Annotated in this window: 17 protein-coding genes and 8 pseudogenes; 18 read left to right on the top strand and 7 right to left on the bottom strand. The window is 42.0% G+C overall.

Annotated features, from left to right (window positions below):
- Positions 1–43: 43 nt before the first annotated feature.
- Positions 44–898 carry a mechanosensitive ion channel family protein gene (locus MMY81_RS30090; protein ID WP_252315716.1) on the bottom strand — a complete coding sequence of 285 codons (855 nt, stop codon included), beginning with the start codon at positions 896–898 and terminating at the stop codon, positions 44–46.
- A gap of 181 nt (positions 899–1,079) precedes the next feature.
- Here MMY81_RS30090 and MMY81_RS30085 point away from each other — a divergent pair.
- Together MMY81_RS30085 and MMY81_RS30080 are read left to right on the top strand one after the other, a co-directional pair.
- A pseudogene (locus MMY81_RS30085) lies at positions 1,080–1,623 on the top strand (peroxiredoxin).
- A 188-nt stretch (positions 1,624–1,811) separates the two neighbouring features.
- Positions 1,812–2,478 (top strand): annotated as a pseudogene (locus MMY81_RS30080) (potassium channel family protein).
- A gap of 80 nt (positions 2,479–2,558) precedes the next feature.
- Here the strand turns inward: MMY81_RS30080 and rnjA are convergent.
- The 3 genes from rnjA to def form a co-directional block, all read right to left on the bottom strand.
- Positions 2,559–4,223 carry a ribonuclease J1 gene (gene rnjA / locus MMY81_RS30075; RefSeq protein WP_252315715.1) on the bottom strand — a complete coding sequence of 555 codons (1,665 nt, stop codon included), beginning with the start codon at positions 4,221–4,223 and terminating at the stop codon, positions 2,559–2,561.
- A 3-nt stretch (positions 4,224–4,226) separates the two neighbouring features.
- Complete coding sequence (locus MMY81_RS30070; RefSeq protein WP_374563152.1) at positions 4,227–4,370, bottom strand: RNA polymerase epsilon subunit; 144 nt, start codon at positions 4,368–4,370, stop codon at positions 4,227–4,229.
- Positions 4,371–4,836: 466 nt separating this feature from the next.
- Complete coding sequence (gene def, locus MMY81_RS30065) at positions 4,837–5,355, bottom strand: peptide deformylase (RefSeq protein ID WP_252315714.1); 519 nt, start codon at positions 5,353–5,355, stop codon at positions 4,837–4,839.
- Between the two features lie 266 nt (positions 5,356–5,621).
- Between def and MMY81_RS30060 the strand changes: the two genes are divergently transcribed.
- The 12 genes and pseudogenes from MMY81_RS30060 to lpdA all read left to right on the top strand — a co-directional run bounded on the left by MMY81_RS30060 (position 5,622) and on the right by lpdA (position 11,636).
- Positions 5,622–5,960 (top strand): YkyA family protein, encoded by a 339-nt coding sequence (locus MMY81_RS30060; RefSeq protein WP_252315713.1) that lies wholly within the window; start codon positions 5,622–5,624, stop codon positions 5,958–5,960.
- On the top strand, positions 5,945–6,271 hold the full coding sequence (locus tag MMY81_RS30055) for a YkyA family protein (RefSeq protein WP_308215533.1): 327 nt from the start codon (positions 5,945–5,947) through the stop codon (positions 6,269–6,271). Before MMY81_RS30060 ends, MMY81_RS30055 begins: the two co-directional genes overlap by 16 nt.
- 481 nt (positions 6,272–6,752) lie before the next feature.
- Positions 6,753–6,968 carry a hypothetical protein gene (locus tag MMY81_RS30050; RefSeq protein WP_252315712.1) on the top strand — a complete coding sequence of 72 codons (216 nt, stop codon included), beginning with the start codon at positions 6,753–6,755 and terminating at the stop codon, positions 6,966–6,968.
- Positions 6,905–7,277, top strand: a pseudogene (locus MMY81_RS36065) (thiamine pyrophosphate-dependent enzyme). The gene MMY81_RS30050 and the pseudogene MMY81_RS36065 overlap by 64 nt, the downstream one beginning before the upstream one ends.
- A gap of 4 nt (positions 7,278–7,281) precedes the next feature.
- Positions 7,282–7,626: pseudogene (locus tag MMY81_RS30035) on the top strand (thiamine pyrophosphate-dependent enzyme).
- Positions 7,613–7,828 (top strand): hypothetical protein, encoded by a 216-nt coding sequence (locus MMY81_RS30030; protein WP_252315710.1) that lies wholly within the window; start codon positions 7,613–7,615, stop codon positions 7,826–7,828. Before MMY81_RS30035 ends, MMY81_RS30030 begins: the two are co-directional and overlap by 14 nt.
- Positions 7,829–7,831: 3 nt before the next feature.
- Complete coding sequence (locus tag MMY81_RS36060; RefSeq protein ID WP_374563147.1) at positions 7,832–8,158, top strand: hypothetical protein; 327 nt, start codon at positions 7,832–7,834, stop codon at positions 8,156–8,158.
- Positions 8,130–8,444 (top strand): hypothetical protein, encoded by a 315-nt coding sequence (locus MMY81_RS36055; RefSeq protein ID WP_374563144.1) that lies wholly within the window; start codon positions 8,130–8,132, stop codon positions 8,442–8,444. The genes MMY81_RS36060 and MMY81_RS36055 overlap by 29 nt, the downstream gene beginning before the upstream one ends.
- A 66-nt stretch (positions 8,445–8,510) precedes the next feature.
- A complete protein-coding gene (locus MMY81_RS36050; protein ID WP_374563167.1) occupies positions 8,511–8,759 on the top strand; it encodes a transketolase C-terminal domain-containing protein in 249 nt (82 codons plus the stop codon).
- A 158-nt stretch (positions 8,760–8,917) separates the two neighbouring features.
- A pseudogene (locus MMY81_RS36045) lies at positions 8,918–9,442 on the top strand (biotin/lipoyl-containing protein); the annotation flags it as partial.
- A 509-nt stretch (positions 9,443–9,951) separates the two neighbouring features.
- On the top strand, positions 9,952–10,221 hold the full coding sequence (locus MMY81_RS33620; protein WP_274622849.1) for a 2-oxo acid dehydrogenase subunit E2: 270 nt from the start codon (positions 9,952–9,954) through the stop codon (positions 10,219–10,221).
- Between the two features lie 2 nt (positions 10,222–10,223).
- Positions 10,224–11,636: pseudogene (gene lpdA / locus MMY81_RS30015) on the top strand (dihydrolipoyl dehydrogenase).
- A gap of 89 nt (positions 11,637–11,725) precedes the next feature.
- Here the strand turns inward: lpdA and MMY81_RS30010 are convergent.
- The gene (locus MMY81_RS30010; RefSeq protein WP_252315709.1) at positions 11,726–13,315 is read right to left on the bottom strand and encodes a glycine betaine uptake BCCT transporter; all 1,590 of its coding nucleotides are present in this window, start codon (positions 13,313–13,315) and stop codon (positions 11,726–11,728) included.
- 291 nt (positions 13,316–13,606) lie between these two features.
- Between MMY81_RS30010 and MMY81_RS30005 the strand changes: the two genes are divergently transcribed.
- Positions 13,607–14,416, top strand: coding sequence for a polysaccharide deacetylase family protein (locus tag MMY81_RS30005; protein WP_252315708.1), 810 nt, complete (start codon positions 13,607–13,609; stop codon positions 14,414–14,416).
- 141 nt (positions 14,417–14,557) lie between these two features.
- Positions 14,558–14,707 (top strand): GapA-binding peptide SR1P, encoded by a 150-nt coding sequence (locus tag MMY81_RS30000; protein WP_252315707.1) that lies wholly within the window; start codon positions 14,558–14,560, stop codon positions 14,705–14,707.
- Position 14,708: 1 nt separating this feature from the next.
- Here MMY81_RS30000 and MMY81_RS29995 read toward each other — a convergent pair.
- Positions 14,709–15,653, bottom strand: a pseudogene (locus MMY81_RS29995) (DMT family transporter).
- 73 nt (positions 15,654–15,726) lie between these two features.
- Here MMY81_RS29995 and MMY81_RS34700 point away from each other — a divergent pair.
- Both MMY81_RS34700 and MMY81_RS29985 read left to right on the top strand, forming a co-directional pair.
- Positions 15,727–15,873: pseudogene (locus MMY81_RS34700) on the top strand (helix-turn-helix domain-containing protein); the annotation flags it as partial.
- A 250-nt stretch (positions 15,874–16,123) separates the two neighbouring features.
- Positions 16,124–16,306 (top strand): cupin domain-containing protein, encoded by a 183-nt coding sequence (locus tag MMY81_RS29985; protein WP_252315727.1) that lies wholly within the window; start codon positions 16,124–16,126, stop codon positions 16,304–16,306.
- Here the strand turns inward: MMY81_RS29985 and MMY81_RS29980 are convergent.
- Positions 16,299–17,447: aminotransferase class I/II-fold pyridoxal phosphate-dependent enzyme (locus MMY81_RS29980; RefSeq protein WP_252315706.1), on the bottom strand; the 1,149-nt coding region annotated here is incomplete at its 5' end. The genes MMY81_RS29985 and MMY81_RS29980 overlap by 8 nt on opposite strands.

Below are 17,447 nucleotides of genomic sequence, written 5' to 3'. Positions count from 1 at the left end.
CTCTCTTATAAGAGACGCCGTTTTTTATCATACAGGTATAAGGTTATTTGTTTACAGAGACGGACTCGTGTTTATCGATATACACCTGGTGGGGATAAGGAATTTCAATTCCATTTTCTTCAAGTGCTTCTTTGCAGGCTTTGAGTATTTCGCGCTGCATGGCCCACTGCATCATGTTTTCTGTTTTTCCAATAATGCGGAGAACGACCTCGGAATCTCCAAGTGACTGCACACCTACAACATCAGGTCCTTCTACAATTTCCGGATAGATAGAGGCAACTTTATTGCATGCTTCCTGAAGTACAGATGTAGCTTTATCAATATCATCATTGTATGAAATGCCAATATCAATAAGGGCCTGCATATTTCCTCTGGAATAGTTGCTGACTGTAATAATCTCTCTGTTCGGAATAAAGTGAAGAACCCCGTCAAAACTTCTAATTTGTGTCGTACGGAGGCCAATCTCTTCGACCACACCGTCAAGTCCTGCTACGGAGATATAATCATCTACATCCACCTGCTTTTCTATCAGCAGAAAGACTCCAGTAACGACGTCACTGACAAGTCCCTGGGCGCCGAAACCAACGGCGAGACCTACTACACCAGCTCCGGCAATTAAGGAAGCAATAGGCAGGTTAAAGATGCCTAATATGATGGTAATAAGTACAAAAATAAGAACATAAGAAAATACATTAACAAGCAGTCTTGAGATGGTTTTTATTCTTCCGGGATGCATGTTGCGTTTTTCCTGCATTTTTGAAAAACCGCGTATGATGATTCGTTTTCCTACAGCTCTTGCGATAAAGTAGCCTATTATAGCTAAGATAATTTGGATGGCAACCAAAAGGGCCGCACTCAACACTCCAGTGAGTATTGTTTCGTCAATAAAACCCGGCATAGACGGATCTCCTTTCATTGATAAATAGTAAAATGAAGCACGATAAAGAGTATACCATACGTCATTGTAGTTGAAAAAACATTATTACAATAAATGTCTGGTGAACTCTATTTGACTTTAAAAACAACTCCATATTACAATTAACCTCGTGAAAAGCTGTACACAAGGAGTGGAACGAATCATGAGTGAAAAACGAATGGTAGGCAGGCAGGCACCGGGATTTGAAATGGATGCTGTGATGCAGAATAAAGAGTTTGGCAAAGTAAGCCTGGAAGAATCATGAAAAAGGATCAGTGGACGGTATTGTTTTTCTATCCAATGGATTTTACTACAGTGTGCCCGACCGAAATCACATCACTAAGTGATCAATTTGATGAGTTCGAAGAATTGGACACAGAAGTAGTTGGAGTTTCCACAGATACTATTTATTCGCATAAAGCCTGGATCAATACAACCCGGGAAGATAACGGTCTGGGCGGTCTTAATTTTCCGCTGGCCGCAGATACCAATCATAAAACAGCTCGTGAATATGGCGTCCTTATAGAAGAGGAAGGAATAGCCCTGCGCGATTATTTATTATCAGTCCAGAAGGCGAATTAATGTACTCTGCTGTTAATCATAATAATGTTGGCCGGGATGTAGATGAAACCCTGCGCGTGCTTCAGGCCCTTCAGACAGGCGGATTATGTCCGGCTAACTGGAAACCAGGACAGGAAACCCTTTAAATAGAAAGCAGCCTTTTTATCTGTTGAAACCGAATAGTATAGAAATACTGATAAATAAGTAAACCGGAGACTGGAACAATTCGTAAAATAATTAGCTGAAGTGCGTACACGAAATCTTCATTTCGTGTGCTTTTTCATGTAAAATTGAAGACGAGCAGCCGGTATAGATGAAGAGTGGAGGAAAAGGCATGAAAAAGCAATTTGCGGTTATCGGGCTTGGCCGGTTTGGCGGCAGTATCTGTAAGTCTCTTATGGATGAAGGAATGGATGTACTAGCTATTGATCAGGATGAGGAAAAAGTGAATGAATTTGCCTCTATTGCGACCCAGGCAGTTATTGCAGACAGTACGGACGAGAAAGCGCTGAAAAGTCTGGGCATACGAAATTTTGACCACGTTATTGTAGCAATCGGAGACAATATCCAGGCTAGTATTTTAACGACTCTTATTTTAGATGAAATGAAAATTAAGCATATTACGGTAAAAGCGCAGAAATGACTACCATGAAACGGTACTCAGCCGAATAGGGGCCCATGAAATCGTCCATCCGGAAAGGGATATGGGTATTCGTATTGCTCATAATGTTGTATCGGATAACGTTCTTGATTATCTGGAACTTTCAGACGAACACAGCATCGTAGAACTTGTCGCAGGTCCTACAATTGATGGGAAAAGTATAGTAGATCTTGACGTTAGATCCGCGTATGGATGTAATATTCTAGCCATTAAACGAGAAGAAGAGTTAACCGTTTCTCCTCAGCCTGAGGTAAAACTCTATACAGGGGATATATTAATTATAATAGGGGCTGATGCAGACATCAGCCGGTTGGAATCGTACTGGATTGACGATAATTAAAAGTCATTAAATAGATAAATAATATGTTCCGCCAACGAAAAAAAGGAGTCTCCATTTAATAATGGAAACTCCTTTTTATATTACACTTCCATAATAATAGGAAGAATCATAGGCTTACGTTTTGTTTTCTCGTATAAATAAGGGGAAAGCTGGTCAATAATTTCGTTTTTAATTTCTGCCCATTGTTTCGTTTTGCGCTTCATGACTTCATCTAAATGAGTCGAAAGCATTTTTTGAGCATCGTTAATCATATCACTTGATTCTCTCATGTATACAAAGCCTCTGGAAATAATATCAGGTCCGGCTGAGACAGTGAAGTTTTTCATATCAATACTTACGACGACAACCACAAGTCCTTCTTCTGAAAGAATACGGCGGTCCCGCAGGACGATATTTCCAATATCGCCGATGCCGTTTCCATCTACATATACAGAACCAGATGGCACTTTGCCTACAATAGAAGCTGAATCCTTTTTGAGGCCAAGTACTTCACCTATTTCCATTACGAATGAATGATCCAGGGGAACGTCACAGTCTTCGGCGAGTTTCGTGTGCATTTTCAGCATCCGGTATTCTCCGTGAATAGGCATGAAGTATTTTGGTTTCATCAGGCGGAGCATTAGCTTCTGCTCTTCCTGAGCACCGTGGCCGGAAGTGTGAATATTATTTAAAGAACCATGAATAACTTTCGCGCCGGCCTTTAAAAGCTGGTTAATAATTTTATTTACAGATAAATTATTTCCTGGAATAGGAGAGCTGGAAAAAACAATCGTATCCCCTGGAATAATTTGGATCTGACGGTGCGTTCCGTGGGCAATTCGGGAAAGAGCTGCCATCGGCTCCCCCTGGCTGCCTGTACACAAAATCGCTGTTTCGTTATCAGGCATACGATTCAGCTGGCCGGGCTCAATAAATGTATCTTTTGGAGCTTTAATATAGCCGAGCTCCTGACCGATAGTAATAGCGTTATCCATGCTTCGCCCGAATACAGCAATTTTTCTGCCGTGATGAACAGCCGCATTGACTGCCTGCTGCAGACGATAGATGTTGGAAGCGAAGGTAGCAAATATAACCCGGCCTTCTGCTTTTTGAAATATATTATCGATACTCTTACTTACCGTTCTTTCGGACATGCTGAACCCGGGCACCTCACTATTTGTGCTGTCAGATAAAAGGCAAAGAACGCCTTCATCTCCGATCTGCGCCATTTTAGAAAGGTTAGCCGGCTGGCTTACCGGGGTAAAGTCAAATTTAAAGTCACCGGTATGAACAATATTGCCTTCGGGTGTATTTACTACAACTCCTAAAGAGTCGGGAATACTATGTGTCGTTTTAAAAAATGAGATAGAAAGATTAGCAAAGCTGATCACATCTTCTTTAATAACGTGCAGCTTAGTTTTGCGAAGAAGTCCGTGCTCCTCCAGCTTTCTCTTCAGAAGGCCGAGTGCAAGCTGTCCACCGTAAACAGGGATGTTCATTTCACGAAGGAAATAAGGAATGCCGCCAATGTGATCTTCGTGTCCATGCGTAATAAATAAGCCCTTTATTTTGTGCTGATTTCTAACGAGGTACGTGTAATCCGGAATAACATAATCGATACCAAGAAGTTCATCTTCCGGAAACATAATGCCTGCGTCAATAACAATAATTTCGTCTTTATATTCAATTGCATACGTGTTTTTGCCGATTTCCCCAAGTCCTCCGAGGGCAAATACAGCTACCTGGTCGTTTTGTAGTTGTTTCATATTTTAGATGTTCTCCACTTTAAAATCTTCTTTTTGTTTTTCGAAAGCGAGAAGGGCATCAGAAACAGGCTGAACAAATTCAATATTGTAAGGACGGTCTTTTAATTTAATTCTAACGTCCATTTCTGAATCTGCTTCAATATACATGATTCTGTTTCTCGCGAACGGCTATTTCTGTGGAATCCTTTTGATATAAGTACTTTGTAAATCATAGGTATAGTCTCTCCTTTGTATTGGGTGATTTTTCTATTAAGCAGGACGCATGGGATCTCTTATTGTTTGATAGAACGAAAAGGAAAAGAAATAAGGACCTGCTTCCTTGTGAATTCGAAAAAAACATAAAGAAATAAACATAGGCTTCTATTGTAAATGAAGAAAAGGGCTTCAAATATTTATACGCAAAGCGGAACGGGCGGACAGTCCGCTTTGATAAAACACTCGATTCTCAAATTGTAATCGATTTACAGCTTTTTTTCAATAGACGAAGCTATCTCTAAGAGAGGTAAAGCCGCCCGGCAGCTTTAAAGTGTAACGGTAAAAGAAAATCCCCCCTTCATTATTCTCCCCAGGTACAGCAATAAAGCCTCTGGGCAGAAATGAAAAGGGGGCTGGGTTAATTGGACTCTTCTTCAATTCTGTCATAAAACATGATACCGTCAAGGTGATCGAGTTCATGCTGAAAAGCAATAGAAGGAAGTCCTCTAAGCCGAAGGCGGATCTTCTCGTTATCCATTGTAAATCCTTCGATGGTTACGCGGGAATAGCGGGGAACCTCGCCCTCTATTTCTCTATCAACAGAAAGGCAGCCTTCTCCTCCATCCAAATGGTTAAGCTCTACAGAATGACTGACAATTTTTGGGTTAACTAACCCATAACTGTATAATTTATCTTTATCATCAGTTAGGTGGAGCGCAAACATTCGTTTATTAATTCCCAGTTGAGGAGCCGCAATGCCTACCCCGGAGCGGAGGTCGTATTTCTCTGCTATTTCATCATCCTGTGAGTTTTTAAGAAACTCAAGCATATCTTCAAGGGTTCTTTTGTCTTCAGCTGATAATGGAAGCTGGACAGGCTCTGAAATTTTGCGTAGAGCAGGGTGTCCTTCGCGGACTATGTCGTTCATGGTTATCATTATTTGTGCCTCCTGCATAATCTGCTCCATTAATTTAGGTAAATGAAGGTGACTCGCTGATTTTATCTATAAAACAGTATAGCAAAACAGACTCTAATACAAAAGAAAATTGTTTAAGGTAAATAGTTAAAAACATTAATATATGAAGGAATAAGACAGGAAAGTCACAAAAACAGAGGATTGTCTCTTTGATTTATTGATTTCCCTATTTTTTTTCCTATATGATAAACAAATAGTAGGAATTTAGAGGATAGAGAGGAAAGATTATGCCCTTACATAAAAAAACAGCAGTTACGTACACGGCTTTAGGCGCAGCTTTATTGTTGGGAGGCTGTGGAGGAAGTTCTGAAGAACAAATGCAGAACAGCCTCGAAGGAGCAGCAGAAGCAGAAGAAGAATTTGCAGAGCAGCAGCAGCCGATGATGGATCTTCATGAGGAGGAGCAGAGTCTGTTTGCCTCTATGCAGGAGCTTTCAGTAGAGGAAATGGAAGAAATAGAATCGCAGTCTGAAGAAGCCGTCAGCCTGGCTGAAGATCGGGAAGAGCATCTTGAAACGGAAAAAGAAAGCATTGAGAGTGCCTACGAAGAATTTCAGCAGGGATAGAGAACGGGGAAGACGCTGAAACTGATCTGAGCTCTGAGCTTGAAGCAGCCCGTGAGTCTATGGAAGGGCGTTATAATGCCTACCAGGAACTTCATGACGCTTACGCAGAAGGTATTGAGCGTGACAAAGAAATGTATCAGGCCATGACGAATGAAGATCTTACAGTGGATGAGCTGCAGGAGCGTATTGATCAGGTAAACGAATCCTATACGATCGTCACCGAACAGCAGGAACAGTTCAATACGTATACGGACCAGTATAATGAAGCAAAAGCATCTCTTTATGAAGCCGCTGACCTGGAACAGGAATAAAAAACCAACCTGAATGGATGTTGCATTCAGGTTTTTTCTATAGTAAATCAGGGAAGAGTAAAAGTTGAATGTTGTTGCCTATCTGTATTAACGCCTAAAAAAGAATACATCACGCTTAATCGGAAAACCTGTTAGTGCAGGGAAAGAAAATGATATATAACAGTTTATAAAAAGATGAGCCGCGGAAAATTGGATATTATGCTGGAAAGCCTATAGTTAAAAAGGATTGACTAACCTTTTTAATATAGTATATTCTATCAATGTAGCTTTATTGTTATAATCCTTATCTCTTTTCTAGTGAGACAGTTTCCGCAAAATGATAAATGCAATAACAGGTTATCTTTTCTCCGAAGTAGGGTAGTGAGTTTAGAGTTAAAGCATCTAATGAATATGAGCTTGAACAACGGCCGCCATTTGGAATGAAGAGGAAATTGTTGTAATAGAAAATAATCGAACAATTAGGAAGGTAGAGGTGACCGCAGTGGCTGAAAAAACACTGGCAAATATCGAAGATCAGTTCGAAATGTTTCAAATCCTCAATGAAGAAGGAAAGATTGTAAATAAGGACGCTCTTCCGGATTTATCAGATGAAGAGCTTCAAGAAGTTAATGAGAAGAATGGTTATACACAAGAATCTGGGATCAGCGTGCTATTTCCCTTAACAGACAGGGAAGACTTGGATTCTATGCGCCGGTAGCAGGACAGGAAGCTTCATGCTCGGTTCCCAATTCAGTCTTAAAAAGAAGATTGGATCCTGCCTGGATACCGGGATATTCCACAAATGGTTTGGCACGGCATGTCTCTTCATCAGGCATTTCTTTTCTCCCGTGGACACTTTAAAGGTGGACAAATGGCAGAAGGCCTTAACCTTGTTATGCCCCAGATCATTATTGGAGCACAAATCATCCAGACTGCAGGTGTAGCTTTAGGCTTGAAAGCGCAGAGGCAAGATAATGTTGCATTACTTATACTGGTGACGGTGGAGCCTCTCAGGGAGACTTTATGAAGGCATGAACTTTGCAGGCGCATATAAAGCTCCAGCCATTTTCGTTGTACAAAACAACTACTTTGCTATTTCTGTTCCAGTAGAAGAGCAGTCTGCTGCTAAAACAATTGCACAAAAAGCAGTGCCGCAGGAATTAATGGCATTCAGGTAGATGGCATGGACGTTCTTGCTATATGCGGCAACAAAAGAAGCCCGCAAAAATGCACTGGAAGGAACACCAACTCTTATTGAAACGCTTACCTACAGATACGGCCCGCATACTATGGCTGGTGACGATCCTACAAGATACAGAACATCCGAGCTTGACAGCGAATGGGAAAAGAAAGATCCTATCGTTGCGCTTCCGTAAATATCTGGAAAGGCAAAAAGCTTGGTCAGAAGAAGAAGAAAAAAAAGTAGTTGAAAAAGCTAAAGAAGAAATCAAAGCAGCAATTAAAGAAACAGATGAAGTAGCACCTCAAAAAGTAACCGACTTATCGGTAACATGTTTGAAGAACTTCCAGAACCTGCAAAAGCAGATGGACGAATATAAAGAGAAGGAGTCGAAGTAAGCTATGGCGCAAATGACAATGATTCAGGCTATTACCGATGCGATGCGTACGGAGCTGAAAAACGACGAAAATGTCTTAGTTTTCGGCGAAGATGTCGGTAATAACGGTGGAGTATTTAGAGCAACAGAAGGACTTCAGGATGAATTCGGCGAAGAGCGTGTATTTGATACACCTCTTGCTGAATCAGGAATCGGCGGGCTTTCAATCGGCCTTGGTCTTACCGGATTTCGTCCAGTAATGGAGATCCAGTTTTTTGGATTTGTATTTGAAACAATGGATGCTGTAGGGACAGATGGCAAGAATGCGCTATCGTTCAGGCGGTCATTATAATATTCCGGTAACTATTCGTTCTCCATTTGGAGGGCGGCGTAAAACACCTGAGCTTCACGCGGACAGTCTTGAAGGCCTTATGGCTCAATCGCCTGGTTTACGTGTAGTTATTCCTTCTACTCCATATGATGCAAAAGGCCTTCTTATCTCAGCTATCCGTAATAACGACCCAGTCGTATTTTTGGAGCACATGAAGCTGTATCGTTCTTTCCGTGAAGAAGTGCCGGAAGAAGAGTACACGATTGATCTTGATAAAGCTGACATCAAGCGTGAAGGAAAGACGTAACGATTATCTCTTACGGAGCAATGGTTCACACATCCTCAAAGCAGCAGAAGACTTGCTGAGGAAGGTATTGAAGCAGAAGTAATTGATCTTCGTACCATCAGCCCAATTGACATGGATACTATTCTTGAATCCGTGAAGAAAACAAACCGCGCGGTTGTTAGTACAGGAAGCACAGAAAGTAGCCGGTATTGCAGCAATGTAGTATCAGCAATTACTGATGAAGCAATTCTTCACCTGGAAGCACCTGTTCTTCGTGTCACAGCTCCCGATACTGTATTTCCCATTTGCCGCAGCAGAAGATGTATGGCTGCCTAATGAAACAGATGTGAAAGAGCGCGTAAAAACAGTTATAACTTCTAAATAGAGAAATTAAGAAAGCAGACTGAAAAAGAAATCAGAAACAAGGTTTCCTTTTTCAGTCTCTTTTATCCTTATATAAAAAATGATAGGTAGCAGAAAGGGAGGCAATTATAGTGGCTTTCGAATTTAAATTACCAGATATTGGTGAAGGTATCCATGAAGGCGAAATCGTAAAGTGGTTCGTCAAAGCAGGAGACACCGTTAAAGAAGACGATACTCCGTTGAAGTACAAAACGATAAAGCTGTAGTAGAAATTCCTTCTTCCGTTGATGGAACGGTTAAAGAAGTAAAAGTGATGAAGGCGTTACAACTACCGTAGGTGAAGTTATTCTTGTAATTGACGACGGCAGTGAAGATGCACCAGCTGAAGAAGCACCAAAAAAGAAGCATCAAAAGAAGATACAGGCAAATCTGGTGAAGAGCAGAATGCAGAAAACCCTGCAGATGAAACAAAAAACAGCCTGATGAACAGCCATCCGAGCAGCCGGCTGCTGAAAATACAGAAGAAGACGATGATTCCAGAGTAATCGCAATGCCTTCTGTACGTAAGTTGCCAGAGAAAAAGACGTTAACATCCGTAAAGTCAGCGGAAGCGGCAAAAACGGACGTGTATTAAAAGAAGATATTGAGTCTACTTGAGCGGCGGACAGGAGACACAGATAGCCAGCTGAGTCTGCTGAAAAAGAAGAAAGCAAATCTGCTTCTAAAGCCTGTTTCCCAAAACACAACTGAACTTGAAGAGCGCGTACCGATGAAAGGTATTAGAAAAGCAATTGCTAAGCAATGGTTAATTCTAAGCACACGCTCCTCACGTAACGCACATGGATGAAATGATGTAACAAACCTTGTAGCAAACCGTAAAAATTCAAGCCGATGCGCAGATAAAGGAACAAAACTTACGTATCTGCCATATGTAGTTAAAGCATTACTTCTGCTTTAGGCATATCCTTCATTAAATGCATCAATTGATGACGAAAACCAAGAAATTTTTACAAAAACTATTATAATATAGGTATTGCTGCAGACACTAGCAAGGACTGTTGTTCCTGTAGTAAAAGATGCGGATCGTAAATCAATTCTTCATGCTTGCCGATGAAATTAATGAACTGGCTGTAAAAGCCGCGACGGCAAGCTGAGCTCTGATGAAATGAGAGGCGGAACAGCACTATTCCAACGTAGGATCTGCTCAGGGTCTCTGGTTACTCCAGTTATTAATCACCCGGAAGTAGCTATTCTTGGTATTGGACGCATCGAAGAAAAAGCTGTTGTACGCGATGGAGAAATTGTCGCAGCACCAATGCTTGCTCTTTCATTAAGCTATGACCACAGATTAGTGGACGGCGTAACAGCTCAAAGCGCATTGAACCACGTGAAGCGTCTATTGAATGATCCAGAACTAATCATCATGGAGGGATAAGAATGGTAGTAGGAGATTTCGCAGAAGAAGTAGATACACTGATAGTAGGTTCAGGTCCGGGAGGCTACGTTGCAGCAATTCGTGCAGCGCAGCTCGGACAAAAGGTAACAATTGTGGAGAAGGTGAAATAGGAGGCGTCTGCTTAAATGTCGGATGCATTCCATCCAAAGCATTAATTGAAGCCGGCCATACTTTTCACACTGCACAACACGGCAGTGAAGATATGGGTATTGCCACTGAAAAAGCGACAGTAGACTTCTCTAAAGTCCAGGAATGGAAAGCCGGCGTAGTGAAAAAGCTGACCGGCGGCGTTGAAGGACTTCTTAAAGGCAATAAAGTTAATATTGTACAAGGGAGAAGCATACTTTTCTGATAAAAACCAGGTTAAGGTTTCTTCTGATGAGTACAACTCACAGACGTACAAGTTTAAAAACTGCATTATCGCTACTGGTTCAAGACCAATTGAAATCCCAACCCTTAAGTACACAGATCGTGTCATTAACTCCACAGGAGCCCTTCAGCTTGAAGAGATTCCTAAAAAGCTGGTTGTTGTCGGTGGAGGATATATTGGCGTTGAGCTTGCTACAGCTTATGCAAACCTTGGTTCTGAAGTAACCATTCTTGAAGGTGAAAAGCGTATTCTTGGCGGATTTGAAAAGCAGATGAGCCAATTAGTAGACCGCCGCCTGAAAAAGAATGGTGTTACAGTGGAAACAGAAGCATTCGCCCAGTCTGTTGAAGAAAGCAAAGACAGCGTTAAACTTACTGCTGAAGTAAAAGGCGAAGAGAAAACGTTTGAAGCAGACTATGTGCTCGTTTCAGTCGGCCGCAGACCAAACACAGAAGAACTTGGTCTTGAGCAGATTGGTGTAGATATTACAGATAGAGGGCTTATTAAAATCGACAAGCAGGCCCGCACAAGCGTAGACAACATTTATGCTATCGGTGATATCGTAGATGGACCTGCACTAGCTCATAAAGCTTCTTACGAAGGTAAGGTAGCTGCAGAAGCTATTTCCGGCGAAGCTGCCGCCATCGACTATCTGGCTATACCACTTGTGGCCTTCACAGAGCCTGAGCTGGCAAGCGTTGGTTATACAGAAGATGAAGCAAAAGAAGCCGGTTATGATGCGAAATCATCCAAGTTCCCTTTCCAGGCGAACGGAAGAGCGCTTTCTCTTAACGACTCAGAAGGCTTCATGAAGCTTATTACCCGTAAAGACGATGGATTGGTAATTGGTGCACATATCGCAGGCCCTAACGCCTCTGATATGGTTGCAGAACTTGGTCTTGCTATCGAAGCTGGAATGACAGCTGAAGACGTAGCGATGACTATTCATGCACACCCAACTCTTGGAGAAATTACGATGGAAGCAGCGGAAGTTGCTATTGGGTTGCCAGTACACATTAAATAAAGCATCAAAAAGCGTCCGCTGCTGAGCGGGCGCTTTTTTTTACAATAAAAACCCCGATGCCTGATAAAGGCATCGGGGTTTTATGATTATTATTTTTTTCCTGCACTTAAATCTTCTTTTTCTTTTTTGATCTTTTCTCTTTCTTCACGTAAACGTCTGCGTTCAGCCTGATTGTTTAATTTATCAGCCTGCAGAATTTCATGTTCCGTCTGAAGTGATTTTAACAGGGATACCATCATGAACAACATGATAACAGTAAATGGCAGGGCGGCAATGATCATAGCCGTCTCGAGCCCTCCAATACCATCTGAGATAAGAAGAACAGCAGCAGAGGCAGAAACAATAATACCCCACGTGAATTTAACAGAGTTTGGAGGGTTAAGACTACCGTTCGTTGTTAACATGCCAAGCACGAATGTACCAGAGTCTGCTGATGTAATAAAGAAAGAAACAATAAGCAGAATTGCAACGACGAGCATGAGGCCACTTAATGGAAACTGATCTAGCAGGGAGAATAAGGCAATTTCATCGCCTTGATCCACCATGAGGTTATACAATCCACCATTGTTCTCTCCATCAAGGAAAATGGCGGTAGAACCAAATACTGCGAACCAAAGACCGCTGAAAATTGTCGGCACCGCAAGTACACCGAGAACAAACTCACGAATAGTACGGCCGCGGGATACGCGGGCGATAAATGTACCAACAAATGCAGACCAGGCAATCCACCATGCCCAATAGAAAATGGTCCAGCTTTCCAGCCATTCGCGGTCACCGCTGAATGTGTTGGTGCTGAAACTCATGCTTGGAAGGTTTTGAATATAGCTGCCAATTGTTGTTGTAAAAGAATCCATAATGTATACGGTAGGACCTAAAATTAATACGAACAGCATAAGTAAAATAGCAAGTACTACGTTTGTCATACTTAAGATTCGAATTCCTTTATTTAACCCGGTCATGGCTGAAGCTAGGAATAAGACAGTAATAATAACAATGACGATAACTTGTGTGGTTGGATTGTTCGTAATAAAGTCGAATGTATAGCTCAGTCCGCCTGTAACCTGAACGGCACCAAAGCCTAATGAAGTAGCAATACCGAATGTTGTCGCAAATACTGCAATAACATCAATAATCATACCAATCGGACCGTCTACTTTGTCACCGATGAGCGGACGGAACGTCGCGCTGATAACTCCGGGTTCATCTTTTCTAAACTTAAAATAAGCTAATGTAAGAGCTACGATAGCGTATATGGACCAAGGATGAATTCCCCAGTGAAAGAAGGAATACTGAAGGGCTGCAGCGGCAGCAGCCGTGCTTTCCGCTTCTTGATCAGGCGGTCCATAATAATGGTAAAGTGGTTCGGCTACTCCCCAGAATACAAGACCAATTCCCATACCGGCTGTAAATAAAAAAGCAAACCAGGTAAAATAACTATACTCAGGTCGCTCATCCGGTTTTCCTAATCTGATTTTTCCATACGGGCTGACAATAAGAAATAAAGCAAACAATACGAATATGGTCGCTGCAATTAAATAGAACCAACCGAATTGTTCTGAAATATTCCCTTGAATCATACTTGTAACGCTGTTTACATTTTCAGGAAAAATTGCTCCCCATAATATAAATGCAAGCGCAATTGTTACGGAAATATAAAACACGGGTGTCAATTTTTTCATAACAGAGGTCAACCACCTTTCTAATTTTTACAGTTCAGCTTCTATTAGTATACCGATTTATGCAAGTATCATGCAAAATCCCTTTAAAGCCACAAAGATTATTATAACATGGCACGGGTATGTTGCAAGTTCATGACTAAACGGATGTTCTCTGGAAAGGCATAAAGGGCACAACATGGAGTCAAGCCTATTACGTACTATCTATATATTTAACAATTTATTCCTATATTATATAAAAAATCTAGTGATTTTGATATGATATAGATATTCTATAGGCTGGAGGCATACATATTGAAAAAAATCATGATGATTAGTTTTACAGCACTTGTTTTGGCTGGTTGTTCCAATGAAGATCAGGGAAACTCCGAAGCGGAAGAAACAGAGGAAACAGAAGAAGGGTCGGGAGCAGTAGAGGAAAGTGAGACCGCATCGGATCAAGAAGAATCGACAGAAGAAGAAACGGAAGATACCAGCACGTATCATGTTAATGAAGCAGATGCTTCCCTTCAGGCGGTTGACGAAACAGAAAAGCCTGCTGTGCTTGTAACGATTGATGACGCACCGGATACATATGGTGTGGAGATGGCTGAAAAGCTGAAAGAACGTGATGTACCGGCTATCTTTTTTGTGAACGGACACTTTATTGATGATGAACAAGGAAAAGAAGATTTGCAGGCTATATATGATATGGGGTTTGAAATCGGCAACCATACGATGTCCCACCCGGACCTTACATCTCTATCGGAAGAAGAACAAAGAGCTGAAATTGTAGAGCTCAATGACCAAATAGAAGAAATAACAGGAGAGAAACCGGAGTTTTTCCGAGCGCCGTTTGGAATGAATACAGACTATTCAAAGGCTCTCATGGAAGAAGAGAATATGATTTGGATGAACTGGACGTATGGGTACGACTGGGAACCGGAATATCAGGAAGCTGATGCTCTAGCGGACATTATGGTTAATACGGAGCTGGTCAGAGATGGGGCTAATCTGCTGATGCATGATAGAGAATGGACGAACGAAGCCCTTCCGGATATTATTGATGGCTTTGAAGAAAATGGTTATGATTTTATTGATCCTGCCAATATTGAATCAAATTAAAATACACTTAAACTGCCTGTTTTAAAGGCAGTTTTTTTATGAAATAAATAAGTTATACTATTTAGTGTTGACAAAGCTAATGTGACATACTAATATAAAGGTACAGTAAATTAAACGCTTACAAAAAAAGGAGAGATAAGTATGGGAACGATTGTATGCCAGGTTTGTAATGAGACAATTGAGCACTTTGAAGGAGAGAAGGTTGCAACACTTTACTCATCTTGTTCTTCATGCGGATCTCAAAAGAAAATCACGGCGAACGGTAAATATAATCAGGTAAACCGGAGGTAACTTACTCCGGTTTTTTTATTTGGGTTTTTCTAACAGTGGAAAAACTGTGCATACTAATACCTGCAATGATAATAAAAATACCGAGCCATGCGTACATATTAGGCATGGGGCTGGATAAAAGCAGCCATTCTCCGAAAACAACAAATAAAATCTGCAGGGACTGGGTAGCTTCTACGGAAGCGAGAGTCGTTTTATTTTTCTGGCTGCATTAGTTGCGATAAAAAATAACGTAGTCGCGATAACTCCGGAACAGACAGCTACAATAAATGTCTGAGCTGTTTGACTTGGAGAAGGCGGCCCGGAAAGTATCCATTCTGTCCCTGCCAGAATGAGCCAGAACGGCATGGTGCAGAGAAGCATACCTAAAATACGCTGAAACGTATCAAGTCTGCCATCGCAAAGGTCCATCATCTTCCGGTTTCCAAGAGGATAAGCAAAAGCCGCTGCCAGAATAGGCAGAAGAATAAACAGCATATCCTGATAAGCAATGTAGGAAAAAGACTGGGCTTGAATAAGCGCGATACCTGATAAGATAAAAAGAAATCCATAATGAGCGGACCGGCCATTTGTCCTGTATCGCTGCCTTACGACCGGAAGGAGAAAGAAAGGGTGCTATAAGTACGCCGGCTACAATCGTAATCTGCCATGCGCCTGCTACAAGCCACCCTGGCCCAAAAGCAGCTGCGTAAGTAAGAGGAGCATAAAACAGCACAAAACCGACAAAGCTCCATCCGAGCCATGGAAGTGGTCTGGCAGCTATTTCAATGAATACTTGTTTGAATCCCCTGCGCAGAAGTACAATAAGAACAAGAAAGGGAATCATAAATAGAAAGCGCAGAGAAGCACTCCATACCCAGCTTCCTCCTTCGAGCTCCATGGATCGATTCAATATAAATGTAACAGCAAAAAATAAAGAAGCTAATAGCCCCAGTCCCATTTCACGCATCGTTTTCACCTCGTCCTGATAGTTCATTATAATATATCATAAGTTCATTATAATTATAAGGAGTGCTGAAATAATGAAAGAAGAAGATCCACTGAAGCTTTCCAAAAAATTAGGAACGGTTTTAAAAAAACGGCGTAAAGAGCGGGGAATAGGACTTCAGGAACTTGCAGATATGTCCTCCGTGAGCAAGTTGACGCTGATTAATATTGAAAAAGGAGAAGCAAACCCGTCTCTATCCATTATGTGGAAGCTGGCAAACAGCCTGCAGATTCCCATCTCTTCTCTGCTGGAGGAAGAAAAGAGTATTACGATATCAAGAAGTGGAAAAGGGTATCAAATGCTTAGTGCCAATGAAGCTTGTACACTTGAAACCGCTTTTCACACCTCCCACAGTGGAAAAATAGAAATGCACCGGGCTTTTTTTAAAACCGGGAGGAAGCTATTTTTCAGAGAGCCATCAATCAGGCGTCATAGAATATGTAACCGTGATGAAAGGTACAGCTGCGATAATGATAGGAGAAGAGATAATCGAACTAAAGCAGTGGGACAGCGTGAGCTTCACCGCAGACGTAGAGCACGGATACGTAAATCGCGATCAGGAGTGTGAAACGGTTCTGCATTTTGTTATGACGTATTCAGGCAGCACTACATAAAAAAAGAAGCACAGGACTGTGCTTCTAACGAATAGGACGCGTTTTTTATAACACGAATCTGTTCAAGCGAGGCATCTTCCGGTCCTTGTACAGGAAGACCTGCGGCTGCGTTTTCTTTAATGTAGACAATATTCGTTTCTGTGATAACCTCTCCCGGAAGCAGAACAGGAATACCGGGTGGATAAATCATAACAAATTCCGCAATAATGCGTCCGGCGCTTTCTTCAAGCGGCACAGCTTCCGTAGGGGCATAGAAAGCATCCCGTGGGGGAATGGCAAGCACCGGAATATCCGGCAGATGGATGGATACTTGGTTTTCCCGTTTATCGGCTCCAAGGAAAGTTTCCGAAAGATTCCGAAGAGCTCTTAGAAGAAAATCGAGATCATCCTGATCATCACCAAAAGATATACAAAGTATATTATATAAATCTGAGAGTTCGATTTCGATGTTGTATTGGGAACGAAGCCACTTTTCTACTTCATAGCCGGTAACTCCAAGACTGGCAACGGATATTAATATTTTTGTCGGATCAAGGGAAAAGGCAGCATTTCCATCTAGCATCTCCCTGCCGGGGCAGTACAGTCCGGGAATGTCATTGACGCTCTTTCTCACTGAGTCAGCGAGAGCAATTGTTTGTTCAAGCAGACGCTCCCCTTGAGTAGCAAGGTATTTTCTTGCGGTATCAAGAGATGCGAGGAGCAGGTAAGACGTAGAAGTAGTAGTGAGCATGCTCATTACAGCCTGAACATGATGCGGGTCTACGAGTCCTTTCTTTACGTTCAGAACAGAACTCTGCGTCATGGACCCGCCGAGTTTATGAACGCTGGTGGCAGCCAGGTCGGCGCCTGCCTGCATAGCAGAAAGAGGAAGGTCCGGGTGGAAATGAATGTGTACGCCGTGTGCTTCATCCACCAATACCGGCAGGCCGGCATCATGAGCTGTATCAACGATCCGTTTTAAATCTGCGGAAACACCAAAATAAGTAGGGTTAATGACTAACAACGCTTTTGCATCGGGATGTGCGGATACCGCTGTCTCCACAGAGGCGGCGGTAACGCCATGTGAGATACCAAGTTCTTTATCGAGTTCCGGATAAATAAAGACCGGCACAGCACCGGCGAAGATAATAGCCGACATAAT

Source organism: Sinobaca sp. H24 (genome assembly GCF_023845525.1).
Note: the sequence above shows the minus strand (reverse complement) of the source record. Positions and strands in the feature narration are given on the sequence as shown.

Bases quoted from the DNA above. Each gene is read 5' to 3' on its own strand.
- MMY81_RS30090 (WP_252315716.1), bottom strand. From the start codon at position 898: ATGCCGGGTTTTATTGACGAAACAATACTCACTGGAGTGTTGAGTGCG.
- rnjA (WP_252315715.1), bottom strand. From the start codon at position 4,223: ATGAAACAACTACAAAACGACCAGGTAGCTGTATTTGCCCTCGGAGGA.
- MMY81_RS30070 (WP_374563152.1), bottom strand. From the start codon at position 4,370: ATGTATATTGAAGCAGATTCAGAAATGGACGTTAGAATTAAATTAAAA.
- def (WP_252315714.1), bottom strand. From the start codon at position 5,355: ATGATAACCATGAACGACATAGTCCGCGAAGGACACCCTGCTCTACGC.
- MMY81_RS30060 (WP_252315713.1), top strand. From the start codon at position 5,622: ATGCCCTTACATAAAAAAACAGCAGTTACGTACACGGCTTTAGGCGCA.
- MMY81_RS36060 (WP_374563147.1), top strand. From the start codon at position 7,832: ATGGCGCAAATGACAATGATTCAGGCTATTACCGATGCGATGCGTACG.
- MMY81_RS36055 (WP_374563144.1), top strand. From the start codon at position 8,130: ATGCGCTATCGTTCAGGCGGTCATTATAATATTCCGGTAACTATTCGT.
- MMY81_RS33620 (WP_274622849.1), top strand. From the start codon at position 9,952: ATGAGAGGCGGAACAGCACTATTCCAACGTAGGATCTGCTCAGGGTCT.
- MMY81_RS30010 (WP_252315709.1), bottom strand. From the start codon at position 13,315: ATGAAAAAATTGACACCCGTGTTTTATATTTCCGTAACAATTGCGCTT.
- MMY81_RS30000 (WP_252315707.1), top strand. From the start codon at position 14,558: ATGGGAACGATTGTATGCCAGGTTTGTAATGAGACAATTGAGCACTTT.